This window comes from Soonwooa purpurea, assembly GCF_053891095.1.
Genome location: NZ_JBSSMA010000002.1, coordinates 48,599 through 62,592 on the forward strand (window position 1 = coordinate 48,599; position 13,994 = coordinate 62,592).

15 protein-coding genes are annotated in these 13,994 nt (G+C 32.1%); 2 read left to right on the top strand and 13 right to left on the bottom strand.

Translation table 11 applies throughout. The annotated features are described in order from the left end of the window. Window position 1: 1 nt before the first annotated feature. The 13 genes from ACVFVN_RS02080 to ACVFVN_RS02140 form a co-directional block, all read right to left on the bottom strand. The gene (locus ACVFVN_RS02080) at window positions 2-919 is read right to left on the bottom strand and encodes a glycosyltransferase (RefSeq protein ID WP_456233975.1); all 918 of its coding nucleotides are present in this window, start codon (window positions 917-919) and stop codon (window positions 2-4) included. 1 nt (window position 920) lies between these two features. Further along, on the bottom strand, window positions 921-1,733 hold the full coding sequence (locus tag ACVFVN_RS02085; RefSeq protein WP_456233976.1) for a glycosyltransferase family 2 protein: 813 nt from the start codon (window positions 1,731-1,733) through the stop codon (window positions 921-923). A 206-nt stretch (window positions 1,734-1,939) separates the two neighbouring features. Beyond that, entirely contained in the window at window positions 1,940-2,842 is a 903-nt protein-coding gene (locus tag ACVFVN_RS02090; RefSeq protein WP_456233977.1) for a glycosyltransferase family 2 protein, read from the bottom strand. Then, window positions 2,842-3,942: a DegT/DnrJ/EryC1/StrS family aminotransferase gene (locus ACVFVN_RS02095; protein WP_456233978.1), complete on the bottom strand. Its 1,101-nt coding sequence runs from the start codon at window positions 3,940-3,942 to the stop codon at window positions 2,842-2,844. The genes ACVFVN_RS02090 and ACVFVN_RS02095 overlap by 1 nt, the downstream gene beginning before the upstream one ends. A 4-nt stretch (window positions 3,943-3,946) precedes the next feature. Then, on the bottom strand, window positions 3,947-4,405 hold the full coding sequence (locus tag ACVFVN_RS02100) for an acyltransferase (protein WP_456233979.1): 459 nt from the start codon (window positions 4,403-4,405) through the stop codon (window positions 3,947-3,949). Further along, on the bottom strand, window positions 4,398-4,805 hold the full coding sequence (locus tag ACVFVN_RS02105) for a sugar 3,4-ketoisomerase (protein WP_456233980.1): 408 nt from the start codon (window positions 4,803-4,805) through the stop codon (window positions 4,398-4,400). The genes ACVFVN_RS02100 and ACVFVN_RS02105 overlap by 8 nt, the downstream gene beginning before the upstream one ends. After that, complete coding sequence (tagD, locus tag ACVFVN_RS02110; protein ID WP_456233981.1) at window positions 4,798-5,187, bottom strand: glycerol-3-phosphate cytidylyltransferase; 390 nt, start codon at window positions 5,185-5,187, stop codon at window positions 4,798-4,800. Before tagD ends, ACVFVN_RS02105 begins: the two co-directional genes overlap by 8 nt. Continuing rightward, on the bottom strand, window positions 5,184-6,470 hold the full coding sequence (locus ACVFVN_RS02115; protein ID WP_456233982.1) for a CDP-glycerol glycerophosphotransferase family protein: 1,287 nt from the start codon (window positions 6,468-6,470) through the stop codon (window positions 5,184-5,186). Before ACVFVN_RS02115 ends, tagD begins: the two co-directional genes overlap by 4 nt. Before the next feature lie 8 nt (window positions 6,471-6,478). Continuing rightward, on the bottom strand, window positions 6,479-7,762 hold the full coding sequence (locus tag ACVFVN_RS02120) for an ABC transporter ATP-binding protein (RefSeq protein WP_456233983.1): 1,284 nt from the start codon (window positions 7,760-7,762) through the stop codon (window positions 6,479-6,481). 17 nt (window positions 7,763-7,779) lie between these two features. After that, window positions 7,780-8,640 (bottom strand): ABC transporter permease, encoded by an 861-nt coding sequence (locus tag ACVFVN_RS02125; protein WP_165135377.1) that lies wholly within the window; start codon window positions 8,638-8,640, stop codon window positions 7,780-7,782. Window positions 8,641-8,645: 5 nt separating this feature from the next. Further along, window positions 8,646-9,506, bottom strand: a complete 861-nt coding sequence (gene rfbA, locus ACVFVN_RS02130; RefSeq protein WP_456233984.1) for a glucose-1-phosphate thymidylyltransferase RfbA — start codon at window positions 9,504-9,506, stop codon at window positions 8,646-8,648. A gap of 60 nt (window positions 9,507-9,566) precedes the next feature. After that, window positions 9,567-10,646 carry a dTDP-glucose 4,6-dehydratase gene (gene rfbB / locus ACVFVN_RS02135; RefSeq protein WP_456233985.1) on the bottom strand — a complete coding sequence of 360 codons (1,080 nt, stop codon included), beginning with the start codon at window positions 10,644-10,646 and terminating at the stop codon, window positions 9,567-9,569. Between the two features lies 1 nt (window position 10,647). Next, window positions 10,648-11,958 (bottom strand): UDP-glucose dehydrogenase family protein, encoded by a 1,311-nt coding sequence (locus ACVFVN_RS02140; RefSeq protein WP_456233986.1) that lies wholly within the window; start codon window positions 11,956-11,958, stop codon window positions 10,648-10,650. A gap of 254 nt (window positions 11,959-12,212) precedes the next feature. On the opposite strand from ACVFVN_RS02140, the gene rimP reads away from it, so the two are divergent. Then, window positions 12,213-12,680: a ribosome assembly cofactor RimP gene (gene rimP / locus ACVFVN_RS02145; RefSeq protein ID WP_165135389.1), complete on the top strand. Its 468-nt coding sequence runs from the start codon at window positions 12,213-12,215 to the stop codon at window positions 12,678-12,680. A 19-nt stretch (window positions 12,681-12,699) separates the two neighbouring features. Next, window positions 12,700-13,935: a transcription termination factor NusA gene (gene nusA, locus ACVFVN_RS02150; RefSeq protein WP_165135392.1), complete on the top strand. Its 1,236-nt coding sequence runs from the start codon at window positions 12,700-12,702 to the stop codon at window positions 13,933-13,935. Window positions 13,936-13,994 lie beyond the last annotated feature (59 nt).

The window sequence follows — 13,994 nt, forward strand, 5'->3', positions numbered from 1 at the left end:
ATTATAAAAATACGTAATCTAAGTTTGAAATACTTTTTTTATAATTATCATTGTTCTTTACTTCATTTTCACTCAAAAATGTATAGATTTCGTTAGCTTTTCGGTATTCTATTTTATCGTTAAGAATCCAATATTTCAATTTTTTATTATAAAATTGTTTTTTTAAATTCTTAATGCTGATTTTTTTTAATGGATTAGATGACCAAAGTAAAAGCTGTCTTTTTTGATGTTCTAAGGGTGTGTCATATTTTGATGATTGTCGATATTCTCTATCATGATTAATAAATGAGTTGGGTACAACGCCTATTTTTCCATTATAATATTGAACTCTGTGACAATAGTTGTCGTCTTCTGCATAATGAAAGAAAGTAGGGCTGAATCCTCCTACACGTTTTATACAATCATAGGTTAACAGCCAAGCTGCAGCACATATGAATTCTGCTTCGTAAATGTCCTTTTTTTTCTGATTTAATACGTAATCTGAGTAAAAATCTTCACATAAATGAGGCGCCACAGACTTTGAAAAACTGAAGTCAAGTCTATCCCCTTGTCCATTTCTGTGTATTGGACTTAATATGTAAAAATCTAAATTATTTCTACTAATATTTATTAAATTCTCGATGGTGTTCTTGTCAACAGTAGTATCTTGATTTAGTAAAAAAAAATATTTAGCTCCAAGTTCTAATGCTAGTTTTATACCCTGATTATTAGCTCCACCAAAGCCTTTATTTTCTTTGTTTTCTATCAAATAAACGTCTGAGTAGTTTTTTTTGATATAAGCAACTGAATTGTCATTTGAATTATTATCAATTGCTATGATTTCTGAATGTATGCTACTTTTCATAATTGAATCAAAACATTTTTGAATCCAATTATTTTTTAAACCATTATATATAACTACAATTGTAAAAACTTTCATTTTAGTTCAATAATTTTAATTTTATCAAAATTCTGAATAATAAATTTTTGTATAAACCTCGCAATTTAGTTGATTCTTTTTTTAAGTTTTCAATCTTTTTTAAGTTTTCATGATAGGTTCCTTTTTCTTTTAAAAAGAAGTCAATATGCTTCTTGAATATAAGATTTTGCATTAATATTAAACGCTCGTTTTGAAGATCTTTCAACATTGAAGTTTTTTTTATTCTATAGTAAAATCCCAAATAATTTAATTTATATGTAGCTTCTCCTCTTTTTAAAAGCGAAATCCAAAAATCCCAATCTTCTAATCCATATATTAAATTTTCATCATATCCATTAGCTTTTATAAAATCTTTTTTTCTGAAAAAGGCACTACAAAATATGATGTTACTATAAGCTAATCTATTAAGAGAATAGACACTCAACTCCCATTCTGCATTAACTTCTCCAAAATATCTGGCTTCACAATAAATAACAGTATAATCTTTATCAAATTGAGCAGATGCTAATTCTAAATACTGAGAACCTATTTTATCATCACAATCTAATGGTAAAATCCACTCGCCTTTTGCTACTTCTATACCTGCGTTACGAGCAGATGACAAACCTCCGTTTTCCTTTTTTAAATAAATAAAACGACTATCTTTTTTTGTCCATTTCAAAGCAAATTTTTCTGTATCATCAGGAGACCCGTCATTGACAATGATACATTCCCAATTGTGATAGGTTTGATCTAAAACAGATTGCAGACATTCGTCCATATATTGTGCTTGATTGTAGCATGGAACAATAACCGATATTAATGGTGTATTCATTACAAATATTTATAGACTTTAAATAATCTTAATTTATTCAACAGCTTAAGTAATCTTGATTTTATAAAATAGATTTATTACATCTCTATCAAATACCATTAGAAGAGGAGAACGAAAAATAGACCGAATAACAGCTTGATGAATTGGTTAGTTTTTTAAAAAACTGTACTAAATATTTATATACCTAAAAAACAAGAATAATTAATCTACATTATTTTAGAAACAAATTTATATAAAAAAGTAGGAATATTATATTTAAGAGCTAATTTTAAACGCTTAATATTATTTGGATAATTTTTATACAATTCGATTAAATCTTTATCTAATTTTATATTATTGATATATTTTGAAAAGATTTTCATATTTATTTCATCCTTCATATTTCCTTCTTCATCAAACATTAGTCTAAGCATTAAATCTTCTTGATTAATTTTTTCTGCTTTTAATTTAGAAATATTATTCTCGTGTTGTCTATAATAAGCTAACTTTTCAGGAATATAAGCTATTAGATATTTTTGATTTATTTTTAACCATCGATAATAATCTTCTACAATAAATTTGGAATCATAAGAACCTGTTTCTTTGACAACATCTAATCTCATTAAAACAGTTAGTGCTGCAATACGATTTCCTCTTACCAATTCTTTTCTAAATAATTCTGGAGACACATTTCCGAATTTATTATAATCTGTTATATCAGCAATTATTTTCGAGTTTTCATTAATTGCAAATGTATCAGAGAATACCATCCCAAACTCCTCACCTAACTCTTCTAATTTTCTTACACATTTCTCAATAGATTTTGGATGTAAAAAATCATCGGCAGCAATAATCTTTATATATTTCGCTGTCGCCAAATCTATACATTCATTAAGAACTGTCGCTAAACCTGTATTTTTAGTATGAAAATTTTTCTTTACAGAATAATTATTTTCTTGTATCCAAGATTCAAAAACTTCAATAGAATCATCTGTAGATGCATCATCTGCAACAATCAACTCTATTTCAGAATAAGTTTGAGATTTTATACTATCTAAATTTTCTCGTATGTATTTTCCTTGATTATAAGATACAACGATGATAGTAACTAATGGATTTATTGTCTCCATTAAAATTCATTTACAACTTTAATAATTTCATTTACCTCATTATCTGTCAAAATAGATGAAATTGGTAAACTTAATACTTCTTTGTGCATCTTTTCTGTGATTGGAAATGACAAATTCTTCAATTCATGATATGCTTGCTGCTGATGAGGCGGGATAGGATAATGAATAATGGTTTGAATTCCTTTCCCTGTTAAGTAAGTTTGTAAATCATCTCTGTTCTTACAACGTATGACGAAAACATGCCATACATGTTCTTTCTCATAAGATGGATTTTCAGGTAAAATGATTTTCGGATTCTTAATTTCAGAAATAAAACGTTTTGCAATTTTTCGGCGCGCTTCATTTTCTTCGTCAATATATTTTAATTTCACATCCAAAACAGCTGCCTGTAATTCATCCAAACGAGAATTTAACCCTTTATAAATGTTGACATACTTTTGGTTCGACCCATAATTCGCAATCGCACGAATAACTTTTGCTAAGTTATCATCGTTTGTCGTCACAGCACCAGCATCGCCCAATGCACCCAAATTTTTCCCAGGATAAAAACTAAATCCTGCAGCATCGCCTAAATTTCCCGATTTTTTTTCGTTCCATTCGGCACCAATTGCTTGGGCATTATCTTCGACAATTTTAAGATGATGTTGACTTGCAATATTTTTTAAATCTTCATTAAATACGACCCGTCCTTGCAAGTGTACAATCAAAATAGCTTTTGTTTTAGTTGTAATTACCGCTTCTATTTTACCAATATCGAGATTGAATGTTTTGTCATCAGGTTCTACCAAAACAGGAATTAAGCCATTATCTGACAAGGCTAAGATAGACGCAATATATGTATTTGCAGGAACAATGACTTCGTCGCCTGCTTTCATGAAACCAAGTTCGATATAGGCACGAAAAATCAGACGCAAAGCATCCAAACCATTTGCTACACCTATAGTATGTTTTGCTCCTATATAGTGAGCTAAATTATTTTCAAAGTTTTTTACTTCTTCGCCCATTAAATACCAACCCGAACGAAAAACATTGATTAATTTTTCTTCTATTTCTTGTTGATACAATAGGTTTATTTTTTGTAGGTCGAGGAATTTAATCATTTGCTTAGATTTTTTTATAAAATTTTGCAGGATTCCCAATCCATAATTCATTCGCAGGAACATCTTTTGTCACTACACTACCAGCTCCTATCATTGCATTTTCACCAATAATAATACCAGGAAGTATAGTAGAGTTAGCACCCAATGATGCTCCTTTTTTTATTGTTGTTTTTAAAAATTCATCTGGATAAATTTTAGAACGAGGTTTTAAATCATTTGTAAAAGTAACATTAGGACCAATGAACACATTATCTTCGATAGTAATACCATCCCAAACTTGTACACCAGGTTTTATTGTTACATCATTTCCAATGTTCACATCATTTTCAATAAATACTTGACAATTAATATTGCAGTTATTCCCAATAATCGCATCTTTGAGAACTACACAAAATTGCCAAATTGTTGTACCATCTCCTATTGAAGAAGACTGCACATCTGCTAAAGAATGAATTTTAACCATGATAAAAATTCTTAAACTCTTCAAAATCTCTAAAGTAGTCATCTTCTGTATAGTGCTCAGAAGCTAAACATAAAAGTACCGCGTTGTGCGTAAAATGAATATCACGCCATATCAAATTAGGTAAGTATAAACCTTTGCTTGGATGATCTAATACAAAGGTTTCTTTAACTCCTTTTTGATCTTCTGTATTAAAAGTAATGGTTCCTGAAACTGCAAAAATTACTTGCTCTAAATCTTTATGAGCGTGTCCTCCACGGACGACATCTTGTGGTGTATAATATGTCCAATAAACTCTTTTTATTTCAAAAGGTATATTTTGTTGAGCCTCAGCAATCGTGATATAGCCTAATTGTGAAGAACCTATTTTATCTAGTGTGATAATTTGAGGTTGATTATACATTTTTTAAATCTTCTTTTATTTTTGTAGTTGAAATATTTTCTGTTCTTGACAAATAGACAACTTGACATAACTCTTTTAACTCGTCAAATTTTCCTTCCCAATCATTTCCCATTACAAATATATTAATATCATATTTTATTATATCATCTGGTTTTTGTTCCCAATTATTCTCTGGAATTACTAAATCTACGTATTTTATAGCTTCTAATATGTATTTTCTTTCTTCATAGGTATAATAACTAGACTTATTTTTTAATTCATTAAACTCATCCGATGATATTCCTACAATAAGATAATCTCCCATTTCTTTTGCTCTTCTAAGAATATTTATGTGTCCTCTATGGATTAAATCAAAGGTTCCATAAGTCAATATTTTTTTCATTTTAAAGAGTTTTTTATAAAATTATAGATATTTTCACTTGCTGTATTGTTGCTAGGAGGAACTAAGTATTTTTCATAAAAACTCAGCCTTTCTTTCTTCATTACGTCATCTCCTTTCAATAGAACATTTTTTATAAAATCTTCAATATCTTGAGTGTTTTTAGCAATATAATGTTGTTTATACGCCATTTTACCGAAACTATTCAACCTTTCAGTTATGGTGTCATCTTTATCAGTTCTTAAAACTGGTTTTTTGACATAGAGATACTCAATCAAAAAAGAACCTGAATCATGAATCATTGCATTTGAAGTTTTAAATAAATCTATATAATCCCCTTCATTCAAGCTACCATAAGAATGGTTTCCCCACAAATTGTAATAATTATCAGTTTTTTCTTTTCCCCAATCTTTGTGATTATAAAGCTTGATTTTCAACAATGGATGGGGTTTGAATATAATTTCGATTTGATTATCAAATTTATTTAATAACTCAAGCATAAATTCATTATAAACTAAAAAAGATGAAAAACTAATAAAAGATTTGTCATCATCAATAGTATGATGTGGTGCCCAAATTATTTTTTTTGTATTTTCATGCTTCCAAATCCCTTTATAGTTAGTACTGTTCTCGGTATTAAGAAATTTATCCGTTCCTGGAAATCCTGTTACCTCTACATTTTTCCCCTTGTTTCGGGCTGTTTCTATCGAGTATTTTTTATGAATTTCTGTTTCTGCAAATAATTTCCAAATTAGATTATGAAAATCTTGATTATGAAACATTTCTAACATATGTGAATTTCCAAAATTATATGGAACGTAACATGTCAAATTACCTCTAAAATTACGAATGTAATACTGGGGCTTTGTAAGTTCATGTGGATTAGTGAAAAATATAAAATCAGGTTTTAATTCATTTTTTACATTAATCCAATTTCCATCAGATTTAAGAGATTTTATAACATTATAATTTTTCTTTTTAAAAGATAGATAAGCTTTTTCCATATCATCCAACATATTTTCTTCTCCATATGGAGTGTACGGACAAACTAAAATTAATGGATTAAATCTTTCATCTTCATTAAAAAGTTTATATAATTCTTCGTACTTCCATACAGATTCATGTATAAGGAAAAAACAAATATTGATGGTTTCTTTTTTCTTTACTCTATTTAAGGCTTTTTTGTGTAGAAACTTAACCTTGAATAGTTGATACTTGAAATACTTTTCTTCTCCTATATTTTTTTTTATAAGATTAACGGTTTTTCTGATAGCTTTTGTTAGCATAATGATTATTATAAATAAGTTACACTATACTCAAGATTAGGCAATACTACACCTGGTAATCTATCGGGATTTACACCTTGTTCAGTCATTTTCGGCATTACCTCAAACTGAAACATGTTATCATCAAAAGAAGCAACTGATGATCCTCTTTCTCCGAACCAAACTTTCACCTTATACATTCCTTGATTAAGAAATGAGTAAGGGACTTTAGCTTCAAAATTATATATTCCTTCTTTAGAATCACCGCTCGCTATTGGGTAGGCAATTGTAAAAATAATAGAATCGAATTGATCTAAAATTTGGGCATTGAATCCTAAATATCTACCTTCTCTATAATTTTTAATTTTAAAGCCAAGTTTAAGGCTTGATTCTGTATCAATAATATTTGGTGTGAGTTGATTGTCACTTTTTGCTGTAAATTCTAATATTTTGATTTTATCATTTCCTGGAGCTGTTTTCTCATCTTTCCATATTCTATTTCCAATAATATCTCCAAGCCCTGTATTCATATATCTATCAATAACATCTCCTATTCGTCCAACAAAATCAACAGTACCATTTTTCAAGTAAACTCCAGACTCACAAAGCTTTTCGACACTTGCCATATTATGACTCACAAAAAGCACCGTTCGTCCTTCACCTTTACTTACATCACCCATTTTTCCCAAACATTTCTTCTGAAACTCGGCATCGCCCACTGCTAAAACCTCATCAACGATTAAGATTTCCGATTCTAGATGTGCTGCAACTGCAAATGCTAAACGAACATACATACCAGAAGAATAACGTTTGACAGGTGTGTCGATATAACGTTCTACTCCTGCGAAATCTACGATTTCATCAAACTTACGTGTGATTTCTTTACGTGTCATTCCAAGAATAGCACCGTTCAAATATATATTTTCGCGACCTGTCATTTCGGGATGAAAACCAGTGCCAACTTCTAACAACGAAGCAATACGTCCTTTGTATTTGATAGAACCTGTTGTTGGTTTTGTTACACGAGAAAGCAATTTCAATAAGGTTGATTTTCCTGCTCCATTACGCCCAATAATCCCAACAGCCTGCCCTTGTTCTACTTGGAAATTAATATCTTTAAGTGCCCAGACATAATCTGATACGCCTTTTTGAGTTCTATCATTGGTTTCTCCAATTTTAAGAAATGGGTCTTCTTGTCCTCTTACATTTGCCCACCAACGTTTGATGTCGTGTTGCAATGAACCTGTTCCTACTTCACCAAGACGATACTGTTTCGAAACATTTTCGACATCTAAAACTATATTTTTTGACATAATAAATTCTTAAAAAATTAAACAGTATCCATGAACGATTTTTCAACTTTATTGAAAATGAATGTGCCAATCAATAATACAATAAATATGAAAATAGTGGAGTAGAGCAACATACCAATGTTAAAATCACCCACACCAAGGTAAGCATATTTGAAACACTCAAAAATTCCAGTTAATGGGTTGTAGTCCGCAATCCATCTGTAATTTTCGGGTATTGAAGATACGGGATAGACAACAGGTGTTATATACATATACAAAGAGACGCCAAAACCTAATAACATCGATAAATCTTTATATTTTGTTGTCATAGACGAAAAGATCATACCTGTTCCCATAGCAAATGCTGCCATTAAAATAATTAAAAAAGGTGTTGCTAATATCCATAAATTAGGATGCACATTTTTGTCTACTATAAAATAATACAAAAGAAAGCCAACAAATAAAAGGAATTGTACCGCAAATTGCATCAAGTTGGATGTTACAATAGCCAAAGGCATAACCAATCTTGGAAAATAGACCTTTCCAAAAATAGAGGCGTTACCTCGGAATACATTGGACGTGTTATTAAGACAAGACGAAAAATAATTCCAAAGGATAACTCCAGATAGATAAAAAGGGATTTTCGGAGCACCATCTGTAGATAAATTAGCAATGTTACCAAAAACAATCACATACATGATGGTTGTGAAGATAGGGTTTATAAAAAACCACAAAGGGCCTAAAATAGTTTGTTTAAAAGAGGTTACAAAATCTCTCTTGACCAACATATAGACCAAGTCTCGATAATTCCAAACTTCTTTTAAGTTTAAAGAAAATAGAGAATGTTTGGCTTCAATTACTTGAGACCATTTTTTATTATCATCAATTGTGTTGTTCATGTGTTTTATTTGACTAAGTTTTTCAAATAGCTACCATAGCCACTTTTACCATATTTTTCTGCGGATTTTAAAAGTTGTTCTTCGTTAATGAATCCTTTGCGGTAAGCAATTTCTTCGATACAAGATATTTTGAAACCTTGTCTTTTTTCAAGAACACGTACAAATTCTGATGCTTCGTGTAAAGAGTCAAAAGTTCCTGTATCAAGCCACGCTGTTCCGCGACTCATCACGCCAACTTCTAGCTCCCCTTTTTCCAGGTATATTTTATTAATATCGGTAATTTCTAATTCGCCTCTTGAGGATGGTTTTAGATTTTTTGCATATTCTACAACAGAGTTGTCATAAAAATATAAACCAGGCACCGCAAAATTAGATTTAGGTGTTGTGGGTTTTTCTTCAATGGAAAGCGCATTGTTATTTTTGTCAAATTCTACAACGCCATAACGTTCAGGGTCAGATACTTGATAAGCAAATACACAACCGCCTTTAAGCTTTGTTTTGCTTTCCAAAAGTTGAGGTAGGCCTGTACCATAAAATATGTTATCTCCCAAAACCAATGCAACAGAATCGTCTCCAATAAAGTCTTCTCCAAGGATAAATGCTTGTGCTAATCCGTTTGGAGATGGCTGTATTTTGTACTCAAAACGACAACCTATTTGAGAGCCGTCTCCAAGAAGTCTTTGGAAAGCTTCCTGATCATGAGGCGTAGTGATAATTAAAATCTCACGAATTCCAGCTAATAACAGTGTGGAAATCGGGAAATAAATCATGGGTTTATCATATACAGGCATTAGTTGCTTGCTGACCGCGATTGTTAATGGGTATAATCTTGTGCCTGATCCTCCAGCGAGAATTATTCCTTTCATATATTGATGTGATTATAGTGAAATAAGCTTTAAGGTATCTCAAAGCTTATTATTCGGTAATTAGTTATATTGTTTTTCGTAATATTTTTGATAGTCTCCAGAGGTCACATGCTCGAGCCATTCTTTATTTGATAAAAACCAGTCGATTGTTTTGGAAAGCCCTTCTTCAAATGTTACAGATGGTTTCCAGCCTAGATCTTTATTAAGTTTTGTCGCGTCTATTGCATAGCGTTTGTCATGTCCAGGTCTGTCTTTCACAAACGTAATGAGCTTTTCTGAAAAACCAACAGATTTGCCTGTTTTTTCGTCAACTTGCTTGATGAGTTCTTTTACAAGGTCGATGTTTTGCCACTCGTTCCAACCGCCAATGTTGTAGGTTTCACCAGTTTTGGCTTCATGAAAAATCTGGAAAATTGCTTTTGCATGATCGATAACATATAGCCAATCTCTTGTGTATTTTCCGTCGCCATATATTGGTAAAGGTTTTTCGTTCAGTATGTTAGAGATGCAAAGTGGAATCAGTTTTTCTGGAAAATGATTTGGCCCATAATTATTCGAACAATTAGAAACGATAAATGGCATGCCATACGTGTTCCCATAGGCTCTTACCAAATGATCGGAAGCCGCTTTGCTTGCAGAGTAGGGTGATTTTGGATCATAAGAAGTTTCCTCGGTGAAGAAACCTGTTTCTCCTAGCGCACCATAGACTTCGTCTGTAGAAACATGATAAAACAGATTGGTTCTTGGTTCATCAGGGAAATTACCATGTTGATGGTCAGGATTTAGTGCCCAAAATTCTTTAGCCAAATTTAACAGGTTAGCTGTACCATTCACGTTGGTGTTGATAAAAGCATTAGGATCGGTAATGCTTCTGTCGACATGAGATTCCGCCGCTAGATGTATGACGGCGTCAGGATTATGCTTTTCAAAAACTTTTCTAAGTTCTTCAGGTTTTGTTATATCAGCTTTTTCGAAAATGTAATTAGCTTCATTCTCGATATCTTTTAAATTTTCTAGATTTCCAGCATAAGTTAGGGCATCTAGATTGATAATGTTGGTGTTGGGAAGGTTCTTAACAAATTCTCTTACAACATGAGATCCGATAAAACCTGCGCCACCTGTTATGATAATGTTTTTCATATTAGTTTTTTACGGTTTTTCTACCGATTGATTTATAAAAAAATCCGTGTTGTTCTGGAACTTCTAGAGGGAACATATTACGACCGTCAAAGATGATTTTGTTTTTCATTTTGGATGCCATAAGTTCAAAATTTGGATTTTTAAACTCGGGCCATTCCGTTGCGATTAACAGACAGTCAGCATCTTCTAATGCGGAATACATGTCTGTCGCGTATTCGATTTTATCACCGATAACTTTGCGAACATTAGACTCCGCAATTTTATCATAAGCTATGATTTTTGCGCCTTTATCAAGAAGGATTTTGATGTTGTCCAAAGATGAAGCTTCTCGGATATCGTCTGTATTTGCTTTAAATGCCAAGCCCCAAAATGCAATTTTTTTACCACTAAGGTCATTAAAATATTTCTCGATATCTCTTGTTAAAATAACTTTTTGAGCATTATTAACAGCTTCTGTAGATTCTAAAATTTTGAAGTTAAAATTTTCATCTTTTCCAGATTTTATTAAAGCTTTTACATCTTTCGGAAAGCATGAGCCTCCATAACCAATGCCCGGGAACAAAAATCTGTGACCAATACGATCATCGCTTCCCATGCCTAGTCTTACTTTGTCAACGTCGGCACCTACCAATTCGCAATAATTTGCGATTTCATTCATGAAAGTGATTTTTACAGCTAAGAAAGAGTTGGCAGCGTATTTTGTGAGTTCCGACGATTTTTCGTCCATGAAAATTATTGGAACACCGGTATTGGTAAATGGCTGATAAATTTGTGCCATAATGTTTTTTGCTCTCTCAGAACTGCAACCTACAACAACTCTAGCAGGATTCATAGAGTCTTCAACCGCAAAACCTTCTCTCAAAAATTCCGGATTGGATACAACGTCAAACGGAATATCTGTTTTCGATTTGATAACAGCACCCACTTTATCCGCCGTGCCTACTGGGACAGTTGACTTGTTAACCACGACTTTGTATTCGGTCATCATTTCGCCAATGTTATTAGCGACTTTTAGAACGTATGACAAATCTGCAGATCCATCTTCTCCTGGCGGTGTTGGAAGTGCTAAGTAGATAACTTCACTTTTGTCTAAAGCTTCTTTAAGATTGGTCGTGAAAAATAAACGATTGGCTTGTATATTTCGAAGAAACATTTCCTCAAGGTTTGGCTCGTATATTGGGACGATACCTTGTTTCATCCCTTCAACTTTTTTTTCATCTATGTCTACACAATATACAGAATTTCCCAATTCTGCTAAGGTTGTACCAGTTACTAATCCTACATAACCAGTTCCTACAATGGTAATATTCAATGTTTGAGTTTTTAAATTTTGTACAAAGATAATTTTTTTTAAGATATTTAACAGGGCTTTAGTCTTTTCCCTGATTTTAGTACAGTTTAATTTTATTTGTTAAATGTTAAGAAGCTTGTTGATGTAAAGCCTTAAAATTCAATATAATTTGGATTTTTTTAAAAAAAGACTTACATTTGCAGAAGATTTACGGAACAGAATGAAAAGGCCTTCGAGAGAGAGCCTTTTTTCGTAGATGTAATTCATTAGGGAATATGAGTTTTAGAGAGAAAGTAGAAGCTTTGGTGGCTTCTTATTTAGAGGAGAGAGAGGATTTGTTTTTGGTTGATCTTAAGATTTCGGCAGATGACCAAATAACAATTATTATCGATGGAGATCAAGGGGTTAATTTACAAGATTGCTTGGATGTTAGTCGCGCTGTCGAGTTTAATCTTGATCGCGAAGAGCATGATTTTGGGCTTCAGGTAATGTCTCCAGGCTTGTCGGAGCCATTGACTTTGGTGAGACAATTCAGAAAAAATCTAGGAAGAGAATTGGATGTTCTTCTGACTACAGATGAAAAAATCCAAGGAGAGTTGATAATGGTTGATGATGAGTCAATCACTTTGATGTTGAGATATCGCCGTCCAAAACTTATTGGAAAAGGTAAAGAAGATGTCGAAGAAGAAAAAGTAATAAGCCTTGCTGATATCAAAAAGGCTTTGGTGGTAATTAAATTTTAATAAAGAAAAATATTAATCAATGGATAATTTAGCTTTAATTGAAGCATTTGGCGATTTTAAAGAAGTAAAAAATATTAGCAAAATTGATTTGATGGCAATCATAGAAGATTCTCTTAAAACACTTTTGAGAAAAAGATATGATTCTGACGATCATTTTGATGTTATTGTTAACCCTGATAAAGGCGATTTTCAAATTTTCTTGAATAAGAGAATTGTTGAAGATGAGATGTCAGAAGATGATGACTTAGAAATCGAAATTTCTGAAGTTAGAAAAATTGACTCAACTTTTGAAGTTGGTGAAGAATATACACAAGAAATTCCTGTGGCTAAATTAGGCCGTAGAAACATCTTGACGCTTAAGCAGATTTTAGCAACTAAAATTCAGGAGCATTTTAATGCGGCTTTGTACGAGCAATTCCGCGACAGGATTGGACAATTGGTAGTTGGAGAAGTTCACCATATTCGTCACAAACATGTTATCATGTTGGATGATGAAGGTAACGAGTTTATCCTGCCAAAAGAAAACCAAATCCCATCTGACTTCTTCAAAAAAGGTGACAATGTTCGTGCAATTGTTGAAAGTGTTGACTTTAGAGGGGCAAAACCACAGATTATCATTTCAAGAACTTCACCGAAGTTTTTAGAGCAATTATTAGAATTAGAAATTCCTGAAATCCAAGACGGAACCATCATACTTAAGAAAGTAGTGAGAATTCCAGGTGAAAAAGCGAAAATCGCGGTTGACGCATACGATGACAGAATTGATCCAGTAGGAGCTTGTGTAGGGGTAAAAGGTTCAAGAATACATGGTGTGGTTAGAGAATTGCGCAATGAGAATATCGACGTAATTCAATGGTCAAAAAATCCGGAAATTCTTGTTAAAAGAGCTTTAGGAAATATCATTATTAATAAAGTAGAAATCAACGAGGAAGCCAACTATGCATTGGTGTATACGCCCGTTGAGGAGATTTCTAAAGTCATTGGTAAACAAGGACAGAATATTAAACTAGCCTCTTGGTTGACAGATTTTGAAATTGATGTTTACAGAGAAAAACAAGAAGACGACGATGTAGAGTTGACAGAGTTTACTGACGAGATTGAAGATTGGGTGATTGCAGAATTCAAAAAAGTAGGATTAGAAACCGCTAGAAGTGTTTTAGATAAAGATACAGAAGCCTTGCTTAATCTTGTTGATTTGGAAGAAGAAACCATCCAAGAAGTTAAAGAAATTTTGAGAGCAGAACTAGAAGATTAATTCTCAAAATTAGTCTTTGAAATATCCTATTAAAAAGTAAAGTTAAAATAGTAGTACCT